Genomic DNA, 15,700 nt, shown 5'->3' on the forward strand with positions numbered 1-15,700 from the left:
GATGTGGTTAATTACTCATCTATGGCACTGGATTAAAGTGTATTCAGTTTTTAGAAATTTAATGATTGGCTTTGGTAAAATACTAATTATTAAACTTTGATTGACAAAGATATTATACGAAGGACGCCCATGAAAAATGTACTCATCATTAACGGACACCAATACTACCCCAACATCGCCGAAGGAAAGCTCACGCAGCTGTTCATTGACATGGCCGAAGCCTTTTTAAAAGAGAACGGTTTTAGCGTCAAACACGCCAAGGCGCAGAGTGATTACGACCCGCTTGAAGAGGTTGAGAAGTTTAAATGGGCGGATTATTTCATCATCCAATATCCTGTCTACTGGATGGGCGTGCCGTGGATGATGAAAAAATACATCGACGAAGTGTTTTCCGCGGGCGCTAACAACGGCATCTATGCTGGCGATGGACGTTCGCGCAGTGACGCAAGTAAGCGGTATGGAAGCGGAGGATTGATGCAAGATAAAAAGTACATGCTTTCTTTGACGTACAATTGCCCTGCTTCTGAGTTTAGCGACAAGGAGGGATTTTTTGACGGTTTGAGCCTCGATGAAGCCCATGTTGCAACCCACAAAACATGGCAGTTTTGTGGTGCCAAACCCCTGCAAACCTACGCGGTGCACGACATTTTCAAAGGCGATTTGAACATCGAGGCTGAAAAAGCGAAGTTTGTGGCTGTTTTGACCAAAAACTTTTTAGGATAACTGTTTCGTGTATAATACGTCCACGAAAACCAAAAAAGGATAAGTTGTGGCGTATTATGATTGGGTGTTGACGTTTCACATTATGGCCTTCATGTCGTGGATGGCGATGCTGTTTTACTTGCCCAGACTTTTTGTGTATCACGTCGAACACGCGGAAAATGAGGGCTTTAAAGAGGTCGCCAAAATCCAAGAATACAAACTCTACAAATACATCGGCTTGCCCGCATTTTGGGCTACGTTAGCCAGTGGCGTGACCATGCTCATCCTCGACCCACAGCTACTCTCAAGCGGCGGATGGCTGTACGCCAAGTTTACGGCCCTCATCGCGCTAACGTGGTATTCGTTTTCCCTAGAAACCTACCGCAAAGCTTTGGCTGATGGAACGTGTACTAAAAGCGGTAAGTTTTTCCGCGCCTACAACGAAGTCCCCACTTTTTTAGCCCTGCTCATCGTGGGCTACGTCATCTTCAAGACCTTCTCATGGGCCTTTACCCTCATCACCATCGGCATCTTCGCGGTCATCGCCGACTTGATTTTGGATGGGAAAGAGAAAAAGAAATAGGCTTACATGTAACGCCTAAAAAGTATTACTGGCGAGAAAAAACAAAGCCTTTAAAATAGTGTTCTATCAATGGCTCCAAAGGTTCTTTCTTTTCTCGCTTGGCTTGGACACTCTGTAAGGCCCGTTTTAAAAGGTATTTTTCCACGGGGTTTAGGCTCGAAAGTTTGGTAAAAAGTGGCATGGTCTCACGTAGAGAATGCAAAGGTTCATTGCGCATTTTTTCCAAAAAAAGGTACTCTATTTCTAGTACGGATTTGGTATCTTTAAAATTTAACTCCAGTAGCACAATCTGCTCTACCTCTTTACATGTAAAGCACGGCGTAAGGGTTTGCGCATAGTGAGACAAGACGACGAGGAGTTCTCGCAGTTGGTCATCATTGTCTGTGCGTAAAAGCTTATAAAGTCTTGGCTTGGTCTTTTTCCAGTTGTGTAAAGTAGCGCGAGTTACTTCATAATTTTCAACAACTTCTTTTATGCTCTTCATCAAATAGTTATCCTTCTTGATTTCAGAACATCCTAACTTCTAAATAATTAGCTATCCATTGTAGATATTATGTATTTTATTTCAAAATATTTTATGCTTACAAAAGTAAAAAGAAGATAAAATCATTTTTATCAAAATATTAGACAATTTATTTATAAACTAATACTTTTAGATAAATTATTTTATAACTGGATTTTCATGCTCTTCAATTCTTACGCTTTTATCTTCATCTTTTTACCCATTAGCTTCGGCATTTACTTTTACCTGAACCATTTACGCCTCACTACCGCTGCCAAGGGTTCTCTTGTGTTTGCCTCTTTATTTTTTTACAGTTGGTGGAACGTGCTGTATCTTCCGCTGCTTTTAGGTTCCATGTTGTTTAACTTTATCATCGGAAAAAGCTTGAGCGAAGCCAAGCGCGTGCGCCCTAAAATTCTGCTAATCATCGGTATCGTCGGCAATCTTGCCTTGCTGGGATATTTTAAATACGCTGATTTTTTCATTGCCAATGTCAATGTGCTTCTGGGTGAAGACGCACTGCCCATGCTCAATCTTGCCCTCCCGCTTGCTATTAGCTTTTTTACGTTTCAGCAGATTGCTTATTTGGTGGATTCCTACAAGGGCGAAACCAATGAGTATGATTTTCTAAATTACGCCGTCTTTGTTACTTTTTTTCCTCAGCTCATCGCGGGGCCCATTGTCCACCACAAAGAGATGATGCCTCAATTTGCAAGCCGCTGGAACAAAGTAAAAAACTACCGTAACATTGCCCTTGGGTTGTTTATCTTTTCGATGGGGCTATTTAAAAAAGTAGTCATTGCTGATACGTTTGCGGTTTGGGCGACTAACGGGTTTGACAAGGCAGAGGTCCTTACTTTTTTTGAAGCGTGGGCGACGAGTTTGAGCTACACCTTTCAACTCTATTTTGATTTTAGTGGCTACACCGACATGGCCATCGGGGCGGCTTTGTTGTTTAACATCAAACTCCCCATCAACTTCAACTCACCCTACAAAGCGCTCAATATCCAAGACTTTTGGCGACGTTGGCACATTACGCTCTCAAGGTTTTTAAGAGACTATGTGTATATCCCTTTAGGAGGGAGCCGAACAGGAAGTTTTCGCACCCATGCAAATCTGTTTGCCACTTTTTTGCTAGGGGGTCTGTGGCATGGGGCGGGCTGGACGTTTATCATCTGGGGAGCGTTGCATGGCTTGGCTATGGTTCTGCACCGCATTTGGAGTAAGCTTGGCATTGTGCTATGGAAGCCTTTGGCGTGGCTGGTGACGTTTATGTTTATCAATATGACATGGGTGTTTTTTAGGGCAACATCGTTTGAAGATGCGTGGAAAGTGCTAAAGGGGATGAGTGGGGCGAGTGGGGTGGTGTTACCTAATGTTCTAGCAAATAGGTTGTCTTTTTTAAAAAATCACGGTGTGGAGTTTGGTGGTTTTGTTGAGAATATCCAAGGAGACTTTTCTATTCCTTTTTGGATTTTAGGCGCGTTGGTTTTGGTACTTGGGTTTAAAAACACGAATGAAAAATTGGTGGCGTTTAATTTTAATCTTTGGTCGGCCATTTTTGTTGCTTTGACCTTTTCTTTTGGCATTTTGTCGCTTACGAAAGTGAGCGAATTTTTGTATTTTAATTTTTAGGATATTAAGATGAGTAGTAAAAAGTGGCTGAAATTATGGGTACTTATTTTTTCTATTTCTATTTTGTTAGTTGCATTATTTAATTATAAAATTGATTCACTAGGATTGGTTGCTAAAAAAGGTTACTTGGATTTAGCTGCAAAAGCCTTAGCGAATGGAAAAATAATTTCTGGTTTAAATAATTTTGACGAAAGGTTGTTTAGAAAAAAGATAATTGAAAATATCAATTATGAAATTGAATGGATTGCTATTGGCTCATCTCGAACAATGCAGTTAAGAAAAAGAATGTTTTTGAAAAAGGATGTCGGATTTCAAAATTATTCTGTAAGTGGGGCGTCACTTGAAGACTATATGGCCTTAATACAAGCACATTACAATAAATTTAACTCTTATCCCCAAAATATTATTTTAGGCATAGACCCATGGATTTTTAATAGGCATAATGGCCAGAACCGATTTTTAACCTTGGAAGACGAGTACAACCAATTTTTATCAATTCTGGGTCACGATAATAAAAAACAACATGAATCCACAAACAATTACAAAAAGCTTTTTTCAGTTGAATATTTTATTGAAAATTTAAAATTTGTTAAAAATAATTTTGATAGTGGTCTGAAAGGCTTTGAAATAGTAACATCAATAGATATAGATACCCAGTTGCGAGAGCCGGATGGCTCTATTCAATACCCACTCAAAAGTAGATTTCCTGATTCTAATGAAGTTAAAAAAAGTGCAATTCAATATACAAAAGGAAGTGTGTATTCGCTTGAAAGGTTTGATAGGATAAATAATAAAAAACTATTTAATCACTTTGTTAAATTTTTGCAGCAAAACAAGATTACTGTTTATTTTTATTTGCCACCCTACAATCCATACACATACGATATTCTAGTTGAAAAAAAGGAGTATCAAATCATAAATGAAGTAGAACTATTTTTGAGTAGCCTTGCTAATAAGTACAATATTAAAATTATTGGCTCTTATAATCCTCATAAATATGGTTTTACTAATGAAGATTTTTTTGATGGAATGCACTCACTAGATAGTGTATATATAATATTATTTAAAGATTTGATTGCTATATAATTTTTTTAAATAAGCGTCACCAAGCAAGTATTGTTCATGTAAAGCCTACCTACTGCTTAGGCCGTTGCAAAAGAATCTTGATGTAAATGAACACGGAGAGCGCCACAAAGTAGCTGATGATGCCAAGGCCTACGCGTGTTTGTGCGCTGGCGTCTTGGGACTGAGGATAAGGGGCGCGTGCTTCAAACAAACTTGGCAACCACTCCAGTCCTAAGACCATCATGGCGCTAATGCCAACAATCACCCAAAAGATTTTAAGATTTGGCATCGTATTCCTTTCGTGAAAGCCACGGCAAGATAAAAAACAAGCCCATTAGTACCGTAGAAAACCCCATGCCAAGCCACAATCCCGCAGGCGTAGTAGGAAGCTTGCCAAGGACGGTGAGTGCTACAAGGCACACCACGAGCGTCCAAAACCACCACCGAAAATAGGGCCGCTCATGGGCAGGAACACGGCGCGGGTTTTTGTCTAACAGAGGCAAAAAGATAAGCCCCGCATTGGCCACCACGAGGCACACCATGCCCACATATGCACCTTTAATCGGCCCAATATCAAAGAAAAAACTCTTCAAGGGTTGCAGCATCCACAAAAAATACCACTCAGGGTAGATGTGTGCGGGCGTGTCGGTGGGGTCGGCTGGCATCATATTTAGCGGGTCTAGGGCTAGATAAGGATGAAAAAAGACACAGTAAAAGAAAAACGCAAAAAACACAGAACACGCCAGTAGGGGTTTGAGTACGGCGTTAGAAAAAAACGGTTTAGCTTCTTTGGGCGGTAGCGCACTTTTGCTAAAGCGGGGTTCTTTGGTTACATGTAAGCCTTTGCGATTAAAGGAAAGTTTTGTGGTGGCGTGCCATTTGAAAAAGTCCGCATGAAAGAGCAAAATACCAATGATACAAAGGGGCATCACGATGATATGCACCACATAAAAGCGCAACAGCGTCACATCGCTGACCGCAAAATCACCCCGCACAAGGCGCATGATGTCTTCGCCCGCTCCTGGAATGTAGGCTAGCAGACTGGTGATGACTTGCGCCGCCCAGTAGCTCATCTGGCCCATAGGAAGCACGTAGCCTGTAAAGCCGATGATGACAAAGCACACGTACAGTGCCATGCCATTGTACCAGTAAATCCGCTTGCCGTGTTTGTAAAACCCAAGGTAAAGCATCCCTAAAAGGTGAATGTAGAGCAACCAAAAAAAGAGCGTCGAGCCCATGGCGTGGATCTTGCGCCACAGCCAGCCATAGGGAACTTCGTGCATGATGATGGTATTGACACTCTCAAAAGCAAGAGCGGCGTCTGGCTTGTAGTGCATGGCTAGAAAAATGCCTGAGATGACCATGAGGATAAACAGTGCTACCATGATGGTGCCCGTATAAAGCAAAAGGTTAAAGTTAGGAATGCGCCATTTCACCCGTTTGCCTCCATAAGTTGCATGTAGGCTTCGCCCGCTTGACCGATGAGCAATAGTTCTCCTTGAGCATCAAAAGGGGGAATCTCTAAGGGCTTTGAAACAGGCCCTCTTAAGGCGTAGCCGCGCAAGTCAAAATAACCCTGATGGCAAGGGCACACGAACTCTTTGGCTTCTTCTTCGTACTTTGGCACACAGCCAAGATGCGTGCAAATGCCTACCATGATGGTGTAGTGGTAAGCGCCAATGGCCACATCGCGCTTGGGGTCAAAAGGCACGGAGGCATCGTGTTTGTAAATAAAAATAGGTTTTTTGAGCCACGAAAAAAAAGAGACGGTGTTTGGGGACAAAGTAGTGGTGTCGATGAGCGTCGCGGCTTCTAAAAGGGCTTTTTTTGGGGGTTCAAGTGAGCCAAAAAGCGTTCCAGCGGTAAAATACCCTCCCGTCCCTGCAAGGGCGAGCAGTGAGTAATTGACCAGTCTTCGCTTAGGGTCCATGCATTTCCTTCTAAAGCTTGTGGCGGGCATTGTACCAAAACTAAGGTCGTAGTTTAATAAAAGCAAAAAACAATAAATTAGGCACAATGAAGAAGAAAAAAGCAAAATAGTTTTTGAACCAATTAAGAGTTTTTGCTATACAATGAGAAAACGGTTTACATGTAATGCAATGGCGGATTTATTAACAAAGGGACACTCCATGGAAATTTCCGTTTCCCAGCAACTTCATATGCTACTCAAACTTGGTAACCTTATTAGCACCAAGGCTGATTTGGTGGAGATTTTGACCATTTTGGGTGACACGGCTAGAGATGTGGTGGGAGCGGAGCGTTGTTCTATTTTCGTGTATGACAAAAACACACATCAGCTTTGGACAAAAATGGCCCACGGGGTTGAAAAAATCACTGTAGATGCAGATTTTGGTGTGGTGGGAAAGGCACTGCTCGCCAAGGAAGTGCAAATTGTTGTGGATGCGTACAAGGATTTTCGCTTTAATGCTAGTGTTGACAAACAAACGGGATACGTTACCAAGAATATCGTAGCTGTTCCTTTGCTTAATCATCTAGGAGAGCCCATTGGGGTATTTCAGGCTCTCAATAAGCGTGAAGGCGTTTTTAGTAACATTGATGCGGAACTGCTTATTTTGATTGGAAACTACGCCAGTGTTTCTTTAGAAAATGCCATTTTGCATGAAAAACTTCGCACGAGTCAAGCAAAAATCATCAATAAACTTACTGAAGCGGCAGAATTCAAAGATAATGAAACCTCAGCTCACACCAAAAGGGTCGGCCTTTATAGTGAGATTGTAGCTCAAACACTGGGATTAGATGAAACTTTTTCCAAGCTTATCCGTCTTACGGCACCCATGCATGACATCGGTAAAATAGGTATTTCTGATGCGATTATCAAAAAAACAGGCGCCCTTACTCCCGAAGAGTTTGCTCTTGTAAAAACCCATGCTATGATTGGCTACAATTTACTGAAAGACCCAGAAGACGAAGTGCTTACTATGGCGGCAAATATCGCCAGAGACCATCACGAAAAAATAGCAGGCGGTGGCTACCCTGATGGCAAAAAAGGGGAAGAGATTTCGCTAGAGGGTCGCATTGTGGCTATTGCAGATGTGTTTGATGCCCTTACTTCACAACGTCCTTATAAGCAGCCGTGGAGCTTGGAACGCTCCTTGGAATACATTAAACAACGCAAAGGGACGCAGTTTGACCCTGATGTCGCGGATGCTTTTTTTAAAAAAGAAGAAGAGATAATCCAAATCCGCTTGCACCTAGAAGACTAGTCGCGTGTCCAAGCGCTAAGTTCGGCGATGTCTTTAGGGGTGGTTTGGCAACATCCGCCGATGAGGCGAGCACCCAGAGCGTGCCATGAGCGTGCCAAATGGGCATGGGAAGAGGCGGGTCCTTGCCATGTTTTGCTCAGTGCGTCGTACTGTGCCCCACTGTTTGGGTAGAGGATGATGGGTTTAGTGGTGCTCTCTTTGAGCGTTTGGGTGAGTGCGCTGATGTGTTCGGGTGCGGTGCAGTTGATGCCAATGGCGAGTACTTGGGGTTTTGAGTCTAGCCACTGGGCGCACGCTTGGATGCGCTCACCGCTACATGTATGTGCCCCATCTTTCGCGCTAAAACTTACCCATGCGCCCATGTGGGGGAAGTCTTGCAAAACCTCCACAATAACCTTGGCTTCTTGGAGGCTAGGGATGGTTTCGATAGCCAAAATATCGGGTCCTGCTCCCACTAAAAGGCGCATCCGTTCACGGTGAAAATGGCGCAAGGTTTCATCGCTTACCCCATAACCCCCACGGTATTCTGACCCATCGGCCAAATAGGCCCCATAAGGCCCGATAGACGCGGCCACGAGAGGTTTGAGGCGTTTTGATTCAGTGCACGTTTCCCAAAACGCATCGCGGGTGCGTTTGGCTAAAAACACGGAAGATTGGATGAGCTCTCCCGCCTCTTTAGCGTTTAATCCACGCGCCATAAATCCTTCAAGGCTAGCTTGGTAACTGGCGGTGATGATGACATCGGCTCCCGCTTCAAGGTAGTCACGGTGTACGCTTGCGATGGCTTTTGGGGTGTGAAGCAACAAGGCTGCCGACCACAAGGGGTCGCTAAGGTCATGGCCACGGTGGGCGAGTTCCGAGCCAAAACCACCGTCGATGACACACGCGCGTTGCTGGTCTAAAAAGGGAAGAAAAGGGTTCATGGGCGTCCTTTGAAAAAAGCAGTGTAAAAGGTTTTGGCTTACGAAGGGCTTTTAGGAGAGGGTGAAAATAGATTTTGCAAAATCTAAAATCTGTTTCACCCCAAAAGAGCGTTATTTTGTTTTGTAAGGGTAGCCTAGTTTTGTACCTATAAAAGAGGCACTATTGTTAGTCCATAAAATTGACGAAAAAATTTATTTTATAGAAAAGTGAGAACGTACGATAATGGATGAAATAACCCCTTCACTTTTTCCTTGGGTGTTGTCAGAATCTGCCATAATTCCTAGTGTCACCTTGCCGCGTGGCGGCGCACCAAAAAAAGTTTCATAATCTTTAAGGATGTTAATACGGTGAGAATTCCAGCTGTTTAAACTGCTCTGGCAATCTGCTAAAGGAACGATATGCACCTTATCTGTATAGGGACTGACAAAACTTTTTGCTTCAATGGGATAAGGGCTGATGACATAAGTTAAGGCTGCTTTTGGTGGGTAAGTACCATAAAAAAGTTTAAGAAGATTGTAGAGCACCTTTTCGCTAAAAGTGGCTTCGTTTGGGTCGTACTCCCATGCTACATAAAGACGGAGCGGGTAGTCGTCACCCTCTTTGTGTTGGGGGCTGCCTTGGATGTCGCATTGGGTAGCTTTCCACCGCATTTCTATGAGTGGAAACATTTGGGCATCATAAGTTTTGTTGAGGCGTAGCGCGGAAGCAGAATTGTCTGAAGAGAGTAAAAGGCCATCACTTGAGAGGGCATAAGTGGATTGGCGAGGGATTTTTTCAAAAGCAATGTGTTCCCATCGCTCAAGAGATTCAAAGCGCTCATCTAAAAAAATCGTAGCATGAAGGGATGAAAAAAATAGACTTAAAGCAATAAAAACCTGTTTCATTCTGCAAAGCCTTTGACGAAAAATTTAGAAACAAAAACGGATACTTTATCAGAAAAATAATTTAAAATAACTTTTAAAGATAGGATTAATCTTTACATGTAAAGGCATTCAGGAGACTCAAAGAGGGGCTAAAGTACTGTACGTTTTTTAGACGTTACATGTAGCGCCTAGCTTATTCTTAGCAAAGGGAAAAATCCGATGACCATCTCTCCCATGACTTCCGAAGATTTTCAACTCTTTTGGCCAGAATTTGAAGCCATTATTAGCGCCCAAGAAACGTACGCTTACGACCCAAACATGACTTACGCGGAGGCGTACGCGTTGTGGTGTGAAAGCCCACAACGGTGCTTTGTGGCCAAAGAAGGCGAAGAGGTGCTGGGGACATACTATCTCAAGCCCAACGGCATGGGCCCAAGTAGCCATGTGTGTAATTGTGGCTACATGGTAAGCATGCACGCTAGAGGCAAAGGTGTGGCGCGGGCGTTGTGCGAACACTCCCAAGAAGTAGGCCGAGTTTTGGGCTACCACGCCATGCAGTTTAATGCGGTGGTTTCGGCCAACGCCGTGGCTGTAGCCTTGTGGCAAACATTGGGTTTTGCTATTGTGGGCACCATTCCCAAAGGCTACAAACACGGAAAGCTCGGGTATGTCAATACCTACGTGATGTACAAGGAGCTTTAGCCCTTTACATGTAAAGGGCTAAAAAAGTAGAGTTAAAAGCTCGCGGGTGTAAAGACGAGTCCGAGGCTTTTAGCCACAGCTTCGTTGGTACAGTTGCCTTGGTGGCAATTAAGACCGTTGAGAAGTCCAGCGTCCGCTTTGAGGGCGGCTTCTAGTCCTTTGTCGGCGATGGAGAGGCCGTATCCAAGGGTGGTTGAGGTGAGTGCCATGGTTGAGGTGAGCGACACGGCGCCAGGCATGTTGCCCACGCAGTAGTGCACGATGCCTTCTTGGGTGTACGTGGGTGCGTCGTGGTAGGTGACTTTGGAGGATTCAAAACATCCCCCTTGGTCGATAGCGACATCTACGATGACCGCGCCTTTTTTCATGACTTTTAAATCCTCAGTTTTGACAAGCTTAGGCGCACTCGCTCCAGGCAACAGCACCGCGCCGATGACCAAATCCGCTTCTTTAAGCGCGTCTACAAGGTTGCTACGATTGGAGTAAAGCGTCGTGACTTTGGAGCCAAAAATATCATCATAATACCCAAGGCGCGGCGCGGCAATGTCCATGACCGTCACGTTTGCACCCAGTCCCACGGCCATCTTGCACGCATTCATGCCCACAACGCCACCACCGATGATGAGCACATTGCCCCGTTTTACACCCGGTACACCACCTAACAACACACCGCGTCCGCCGAAGGGTTTTTCGAGGTATTTGGCTCCTTCTTGCACGGCTAAACGCCCTGCGATTTCACTCATGGGCGTGAGGCATGGCAAATGGCCATTGCGGTCGGTGATGGTCTCGTACGCTACGGCACTAACCCCTTTTTCCATGAGTGCTTTGGCTTGGGCAGGGTCGGCCGCAAGGTGCAAGTAAGTGAAAAGAATTTGGCCTTTTTTAAAGTAATCGTACTCCCCAGGCAACGGTTCTTTGACTTTGACAATCATATCCGAGGCATCAAATAGGGCGTGTTTGTCCGTTTCGATGCGCGCACCCGCGGCTTCATAAGCATCATCTTCAAACCCAGCCCCCTCTCCCGCACCCTTTTCGACGATGAGCGTATGGCCGTGGGCTACATAGGTAGCAACATTTTCAGGCGTAAGCCCAACGCGGTATTCGTGAACTTTGATTTCTTTGACTAGACCGATAACCATAAGAGACTCCTGTTAAAAGATACGCGTGTGCAAGCGACACACAAGGCGTTTGACGAGGTAAGCGGGTTTTCCCCAAAGAGGCACTCCAAAAGAGAGTCCCGCGGCATTTTTTCCTCCAAGATCCACTAAAACCCCCTTATTGATGACGGGTTTTGGGCGCGGTAAGGCACGTTTGGCCAAAAGGGCTTTGAGAGTTTTGGCAACGTGTTTGGCTTGCTGTTTGGCCACTTGGGCCGTGGGCAGGTTTTGGTTGCCGTTAGCATCGTACGAACACACGATGTCGCCAAGGGCAAAGATACTTTCAAGCCCACGCACGCGGTAGTGAGCATCCGTTTCCACAAGCCCATGGGGTGTAAGAGGTAGAGCGGGTGTGAAAGTTGGAAGAGTTGGGCTCACACCAATGACAAAAAGAGCTAGAGAAAAGGGCACTTCGCGCTCATCGCTTAATCGAAGAATCCTATCATTGACTGCGGTAACAAAAGCACCATGGTAGCGTTTGATGCGCAAGGTTTCACAAGCTTTCAGAGCGGCTTTGGTGAGGTGAGCGTCCATGCCTGGAAGTGGGGTGGGTTTTTGCTCCACCAACGCGATGTGCACATGGGGAAAGCGTTTGGCTTTTTGGGCCAACTCTAGGGCAATTTCTGCCCCGCTAAGTCCGCCGCCAATGATGGCGATAGTGTGCTCGTGCTCTTTATCTTCAAAAAGTGCTTCGGTGCGTTTTTTGGCTTCTTGTAAGTGGCTTGGAAGCTTGACGTCGATGGTGTGAGCGTGGATATTTTCGATTTGTTTAGGGAAAAACGAGGTACATCCTGTGGCAACCACCAAGGTGTCATAAGAGAAGGTTTCGTTTTCGGTGTAGACGTGTTTGGTGAGAGGGTCTACATGCGTGACGCGCTCTTGCACAAAGTCCGCCCCGTATTTGGTGCAAAAACGTCCCAAATCGTAGGCTACTTCCTCGAAAGGCAAATCGCCCGCCAAGTAGCGGTGGAGCTTGGCTTGGACAAGGTGTACAGGGGATGCATCGATGAGTGTAATGCGAAGGTTGGGAGTACGTGCAAGCTGAAACACAAGGGTGGTTCCCGCGTAGCCGCCTCCGATAATAACAAGAGAGTGTTGCATCGTTGAATCCTTGCTGTTGTAATTCACGAAAAGTATAACAAAAAAAGAGAGAGATGCGTGCTAAAAATTTAATCATACTAAAATAAATTTAGTTTTGTTGATGGTTATGTTACTTAAATTAAATTTTACTTCATGGGTGCTAAAGCCAAAAAGGGTTACAATGGCTAAAAAGATTCTTAAGAAGAGGCTAAAATGGAAGAAGAGTTTAGCGTAGGTAAAACCGTCAAAACGTTGCGCTTGGCGCAAAGTATGAGCGCCAAAGACCTTGCTACGCAAGCTGGCATTTCCTATGGGATGCTCTCTCAGCTTGAAAACGGCTCCACGCAAGGTTCGGTAGAAACCTTGCGCCGCATTGCCAAGGTGTTAGATGTGACCCTTGCCCAACTCTTTGCCGATGAAGAAAGTCCCTTGGCCTCTGGTGACGAATCTGCCCTCATTGTGCGTAAAAACGCCCGCAAAACCATCTCCTTTCCTGACCCGCTTTACTCCTGTCAACTGCTTACACCTAATCTGCAAGGGAACATCGAATTTGTTTTGGTGACTTTGCAGCCGGGCCGCATCACCGAAGAAATCTTGCCCCACACCCGCGGGGGCGAAGAGTGCGATTATGTGCTTGAGGGGGTCATTGAAGTGACCCTTGGAGAGAAGGCCTTTACGCTGTATGCGGGGGATTGTATCCGTTTTGACCCTTCCATGCCCCATAAAATCGAAAACAAAGGCGACCACGTAGCGACGTACATCAGTGCTATCACGCCGCCCTCTTTTTAGTCTTACATGTAAAGGTTAGGATGAGACTTGAGGGGAAGGTCGGTCGATAAAATAGCCTTGTGAAAAGTCAATGCCTAAAGTTTTTACCGCCGAGAGTACCGTGCTGGAGTGGACAAATTCTGCCACGGTTTGAATGCCAAGTTTTTTAGAAAAATCCACAATCGTTTCCACAATCATTTGCGCGTTTTTATCCACATCAATGTTTTTAATGAGGCTACCGTCGATTTTGATGAAGTCGGGGTTGAGTTTGATGATGTAGGAGAAGTTGGAAAATCCACTGCCAAAATCGTCGATGGCAACCTTGGCGCCGTGGCGTCTGATTTCATTAAAAAAGCGCACCACTTCGGCAAAATCATGCACTTGGTCAGATTCAAGGAGCTCAAACGTGACTCGCTCTCCCAAGGCTGAGTCTTTGAGTTTTGTGATGATGAACTCGGAAATGTGCGGGTTAATGATGTCTTCAAAGGAGAGGTTGACGCTAAAATCAAAAGGGTCTTTGGTAAAGATTTCAAAGCTTTTTTCGATGATGGTGGTGGTGATTTTGTCGTACACCTTGATGGTTTTGGCTACAGGGATGAAATTGTTGGGCGAGTGAATGATGCCTTCTTTGTCGACCAAACGCGAGAGGGTTTCAAACTTGACGATTTTTCCTGTTTTGTTGTCTATAATGGGCTGGAAGTAGGGCACAATACCTGAAGATTCGACGATAGCTTTTCGGATTTTGGTGGCGTATTTTAAATTGGCTTCATACTCCTTGGAGAGTTGCATCATGTCTTCGTAAATCCAAAATTTTAAGCGTTTTTCTTTGGCGTATTTGAGTGCCATGTTGACTTTTGAGAAGATGTCGTCTTGTTCGTAGCTCACGCACGAAGAAAAAGTACAATCCACAAAAATTTCTGTTTGAGCGTATTGGTAGCACAGGTGTGAAAAGCGTTGGATTAAGATGCCTAAATACTCCCTTAGAGCATAAAAGTTCATCTTTTCATGTTTTAAAATGGCAAACTCATCACCAGCGATACGGTAGACTTTGGCGTCTTTAAATTCATCTTTAAGGGTTGTGGCAAAAGATTCTAGAACAAAATCACCGACGATAAATCCGTAAAAATCATTTAAAAGTTTGAAGTTGTCAATGTCTACAACGATGAGGGTAAAGTCGTTCATTTCCTCAAGGTCATAGCGAAGTTTATAAAGGTTGGGAAGAGAGGTGAGCGTGTCAATGTAAAATTGGCTTAAGAGTTTTTTTCGGGTGAGTTCAAGTTCGCAAGAAAGTTCCTGAATGCGTGCTTCAAGCATACGCTGTTGCTCCACAATTAACTCCTCTGTCAAAATCTTGAAAAGATTGTAACAAAGCTTCATAAAAAAAGAGATTATGTGCCTTATTTGTTAAAAATGATGAGCAAGGGTTAAGCTTACATGTAAGCATCTCGCAGTTGACAACAAAGCGCAAATAGCAGTAAGATTCCCATCAAAAAGGCCCCTTTATGCACGCATTCATTCATGCTCTTCCCAAAGCCGAACTGCACGTTCATCTTGAAGGCACCCTAGAGCCCGAACTCTTGTTGCGCTTGGCTCAAAAACACGGCATCCCCACGCCCTATGAAAGTGTCGAAGCGGCGCGCACGGCATACCAGTTTGACTCCTTGCAGTCTTTTTTAAACCTCTATTACAAGGGCGCGGATGTGTTGCGTGACGCGGAGGATTTTTACACCCTCACATGGGAGTACCTCACCCGCGCCCACGCGCAAAATGTCTGCCATGTGGAGCCCTTTTTCGACCCCCAAACCCACACCGCTAGAGACATCCCTTTGGACGCAGTGTTTGAGGGCATCACGGGGGCGCTACGCCAGGGGGAGAAAGAGTTTGGCATCACATCGGGGTTGATTTTGTGTTTTTTGCGCGACCTGAGCGAAGAAGCGGCACTGGCCACCTTTGAAGCGGCCTTGCCTTTTCGCGACCAGTTTGTGGGTGTGGGGCTAGACTCCGCGGAAGTGGGTAATCCGCCCAGTAAATTTACCCGCGTCTTTGCCAACGCCAAGGCCGAGGGCTTACACCTTGTGGCCCATGCGGGCGAAGAGGGTGACAGCAGTTATATTTGGGACGCGCTGAACGCTTTACATGTAACGCGCATCGACCACGGCATCGCGTGTGAACAAGACCCTGTGTTGGTGGCCTATTTGCGTGAACATGCCATCCCTTTGACAGTGTGTCCCCTTTCTAACCTCAAACTCAAAGCAGTGCCAAGTATGAAAGAGCACAATATTTTGCGCTTGCTAAAAGAGGGGGTGTGCGTCACGGTAAACTCCGATGACCCTGCCTATTTTGGCGGGTACATGAACGAAAACTACGAAGCGTTAGTAACCCATTTGGGTGCGACTAAAGAAGAACTAAAAGCCCTTACATGTAACAGTTTTCGCGCCTCCTTTTTGGGCGAAAAAGACAAGCAAGCCCATCTGGCGCGCGTGGAGAGTATGTGA

Annotated in this window: 17 protein-coding genes; 8 read left to right on the forward strand and 9 right to left on the reverse strand. The window is 45.1% G+C overall.

Features of this window, described 5'->3' with window-relative positions; genetic code table 11:
• Positions 1-129: 129 nt before the first annotated feature.
• The gene (locus tag JWV37_RS01090) at positions 130-723 is read left to right on the forward strand and encodes an NAD(P)H-dependent oxidoreductase (RefSeq protein ID WP_205457806.1); all 594 of its coding nucleotides are present in this window, start codon (positions 130-132) and stop codon (positions 721-723) included.
• 46 nt (positions 724-769) lie between these two features.
• On the forward strand, positions 770-1,285 hold the full coding sequence (locus JWV37_RS01095) for a CopD family protein (protein WP_205457807.1): 516 nt from the start codon (positions 770-772) through the stop codon (positions 1,283-1,285).
• A 25-nt stretch (positions 1,286-1,310) separates the two neighbouring features.
• Here JWV37_RS01095 and JWV37_RS01100 read toward each other — a convergent pair whose 3' ends face one another.
• Positions 1,311-1,769, reverse strand: coding sequence for a hypothetical protein (locus JWV37_RS01100; protein WP_205457808.1), 459 nt, complete (start codon positions 1,767-1,769; stop codon positions 1,311-1,313).
• Between the two features lie 198 nt (positions 1,770-1,967).
• On the opposite strand from JWV37_RS01100, the gene JWV37_RS01105 reads away from it, so the two are divergent.
• Together JWV37_RS01105 and JWV37_RS01110 are read left to right on the forward strand one after the other, a co-directional pair.
• Positions 1,968-3,422, forward strand: coding sequence for an MBOAT family O-acyltransferase (locus tag JWV37_RS01105; RefSeq protein WP_205457809.1), 1,455 nt, complete (start codon positions 1,968-1,970; stop codon positions 3,420-3,422).
• A 9-nt stretch (positions 3,423-3,431) separates the two neighbouring features.
• Positions 3,432-4,508 carry a hypothetical protein gene (locus JWV37_RS01110; protein ID WP_205457810.1) on the forward strand — a complete coding sequence of 359 codons (1,077 nt, stop codon included), beginning with the start codon at positions 3,432-3,434 and terminating at the stop codon, positions 4,506-4,508.
• Positions 4,509-4,557: 49 nt separating this feature from the next.
• Here JWV37_RS01110 and JWV37_RS01115 read toward each other — a convergent pair whose 3' ends face one another.
• From JWV37_RS01115 to JWV37_RS01125, 3 genes are read right to left on the reverse strand one after another with little or no spacing between them, the layout of a single operon-like run.
• On the reverse strand, positions 4,558-4,776 hold the full coding sequence (locus JWV37_RS01115; RefSeq protein WP_205457811.1) for a hypothetical protein: 219 nt from the start codon (positions 4,774-4,776) through the stop codon (positions 4,558-4,560).
• Complete coding sequence (locus JWV37_RS01120) at positions 4,763-5,923, reverse strand: cytochrome b (RefSeq protein ID WP_205457812.1); 1,161 nt, start codon at positions 5,921-5,923, stop codon at positions 4,763-4,765. Before JWV37_RS01120 ends, JWV37_RS01115 begins: the two co-directional genes overlap by 14 nt.
• Complete coding sequence (locus JWV37_RS01125) at positions 5,920-6,417, reverse strand: QcrA and Rieske domain-containing protein (protein ID WP_205457813.1); 498 nt, start codon at positions 6,415-6,417, stop codon at positions 5,920-5,922. Before JWV37_RS01125 ends, JWV37_RS01120 begins: the two co-directional genes overlap by 4 nt.
• A gap of 142 nt (positions 6,418-6,559) precedes the next feature.
• Between JWV37_RS01125 and JWV37_RS01130 the strand changes: the two genes are divergently transcribed.
• A complete protein-coding gene (locus JWV37_RS01130; RefSeq protein WP_205457814.1) occupies positions 6,560-7,711 on the forward strand; it encodes an HD-GYP domain-containing protein in 1,152 nt (383 codons plus the stop codon).
• Here JWV37_RS01130 and mmuM read toward each other — a convergent pair.
• Together mmuM and JWV37_RS01140 are read right to left on the reverse strand one after the other, a co-directional pair.
• On the reverse strand, positions 7,708-8,634 hold the full coding sequence (gene mmuM, locus JWV37_RS01135; RefSeq protein WP_205457815.1) for a homocysteine S-methyltransferase: 927 nt from the start codon (positions 8,632-8,634) through the stop codon (positions 7,708-7,710). The two genes, JWV37_RS01130 and mmuM, sit on opposite strands and share 4 nt — an antisense overlap.
• Before the next feature lie 192 nt (positions 8,635-8,826).
• Entirely contained in the window at positions 8,827-9,519 is a 693-nt protein-coding gene (locus tag JWV37_RS01140; protein ID WP_205457816.1) for a DUF3047 domain-containing protein, read from the reverse strand.
• 198 nt (positions 9,520-9,717) lie between these two features.
• Here JWV37_RS01140 and JWV37_RS01145 point away from each other — a divergent pair, with 198 nt between their 5' ends.
• Positions 9,718-10,200, forward strand: coding sequence for a GNAT family N-acetyltransferase (locus JWV37_RS01145; protein ID WP_205457817.1), 483 nt, complete (start codon positions 9,718-9,720; stop codon positions 10,198-10,200).
• 32 nt (positions 10,201-10,232) lie between these two features.
• Here JWV37_RS01145 and ald read toward each other — a convergent pair whose 3' ends face one another.
• Together ald and JWV37_RS01155 are read right to left on the reverse strand one after the other, a co-directional pair.
• Positions 10,233-11,339 (reverse strand): alanine dehydrogenase, encoded by a 1,107-nt coding sequence (gene ald, locus JWV37_RS01150; protein WP_205457818.1) that lies wholly within the window; start codon positions 11,337-11,339, stop codon positions 10,233-10,235.
• Positions 11,340-11,351: 12 nt separating this feature from the next.
• Positions 11,352-12,458, reverse strand: a complete 1,107-nt coding sequence (locus tag JWV37_RS01155; RefSeq protein ID WP_205457819.1) for an NAD(P)/FAD-dependent oxidoreductase — start codon at positions 12,456-12,458, stop codon at positions 11,352-11,354.
• A 192-nt stretch (positions 12,459-12,650) separates the two neighbouring features.
• Between JWV37_RS01155 and JWV37_RS01160 the strand changes: the two genes are divergently transcribed.
• Complete coding sequence (locus tag JWV37_RS01160; protein ID WP_205457820.1) at positions 12,651-13,226, forward strand: cupin domain-containing protein; 576 nt, start codon at positions 12,651-12,653, stop codon at positions 13,224-13,226.
• 15 nt (positions 13,227-13,241) lie between these two features.
• Here JWV37_RS01160 and JWV37_RS01165 read toward each other — a convergent pair whose 3' ends face one another.
• Positions 13,242-14,534: an EAL domain-containing protein gene (locus JWV37_RS01165; protein WP_369407630.1), complete on the reverse strand. Its 1,293-nt coding sequence runs from the start codon at positions 14,532-14,534 to the stop codon at positions 13,242-13,244.
• A gap of 173 nt (positions 14,535-14,707) precedes the next feature.
• On the opposite strand from JWV37_RS01165, the gene JWV37_RS01170 reads away from it, so the two are divergent.
• Entirely contained in the window at positions 14,708-15,700 is a 993-nt protein-coding gene (locus JWV37_RS01170; protein WP_240331946.1) for an adenosine deaminase, read from the forward strand.

Source organism: Sulfurospirillum tamanense (assembly GCF_016937535.1).
Taxonomy (GTDB): Bacteria; Campylobacterota; Campylobacteria; order Campylobacterales; family Campylobacteraceae; genus Sulfurospirillum_B; species Sulfurospirillum_B tamanense.

What these genes read in the sequence shown, in the direction of transcription:
- JWV37_RS01125 (WP_205457813.1), bottom strand. Translation starts at nt 6,417, where the DNA reads ATGGACCCTAAGCGAAGACTGGTCAATTACTCACTGCTCGCCCTTGCA.
- JWV37_RS01105 (WP_205457809.1), top strand. Translation starts at nt 1,968, where the DNA reads ATGCTCTTCAATTCTTACGCTTTTATCTTCATCTTTTTACCCATTAGC.
- JWV37_RS01130 (WP_205457814.1), top strand. Translation starts at nt 6,560, where the DNA reads ATGAGAAAACGGTTTACATGTAATGCAATGGCGGATTTATTAACAAAG.
- JWV37_RS01140 (WP_205457816.1), bottom strand. Translation starts at nt 9,519, where the DNA reads ATGAAACAGGTTTTTATTGCTTTAAGTCTATTTTTTTCATCCCTTCAT.
- JWV37_RS01115 (WP_205457811.1), bottom strand. Translation starts at nt 4,776, where the DNA reads ATGCCAAATCTTAAAATCTTTTGGGTGATTGTTGGCATTAGCGCCATG.
- JWV37_RS01170 (WP_240331946.1), top strand. Translation starts at nt 14,708, where the DNA reads ATGCACGCATTCATTCATGCTCTTCCCAAAGCCGAACTGCACGTTCAT.
- JWV37_RS01155 (WP_205457819.1), bottom strand. Translation starts at nt 12,458, where the DNA reads ATGCAACACTCTCTTGTTATTATCGGAGGCGGCTACGCGGGAACCACC.
- ald (WP_205457818.1), bottom strand. Translation starts at nt 11,339, where the DNA reads ATGGTTATCGGTCTAGTCAAAGAAATCAAAGTTCACGAATACCGCGTT.
- JWV37_RS01100 (WP_205457808.1), bottom strand. Translation starts at nt 1,769, where the DNA reads ATGAAGAGCATAAAAGAAGTTGTTGAAAATTATGAAGTAACTCGCGCT.
- JWV37_RS01090 (WP_205457806.1), top strand. Translation starts at nt 130, where the DNA reads ATGAAAAATGTACTCATCATTAACGGACACCAATACTACCCCAACATC.
- JWV37_RS01110 (WP_205457810.1), top strand. Translation starts at nt 3,432, where the DNA reads ATGAGTAGTAAAAAGTGGCTGAAATTATGGGTACTTATTTTTTCTATT.
- mmuM (WP_205457815.1), bottom strand. Translation starts at nt 8,634, where the DNA reads ATGAACCCTTTTCTTCCCTTTTTAGACCAGCAACGCGCGTGTGTCATC.
- JWV37_RS01160 (WP_205457820.1), top strand. Translation starts at nt 12,651, where the DNA reads ATGGAAGAAGAGTTTAGCGTAGGTAAAACCGTCAAAACGTTGCGCTTG.
- JWV37_RS01145 (WP_205457817.1), top strand. Translation starts at nt 9,718, where the DNA reads ATGACCATCTCTCCCATGACTTCCGAAGATTTTCAACTCTTTTGGCCA.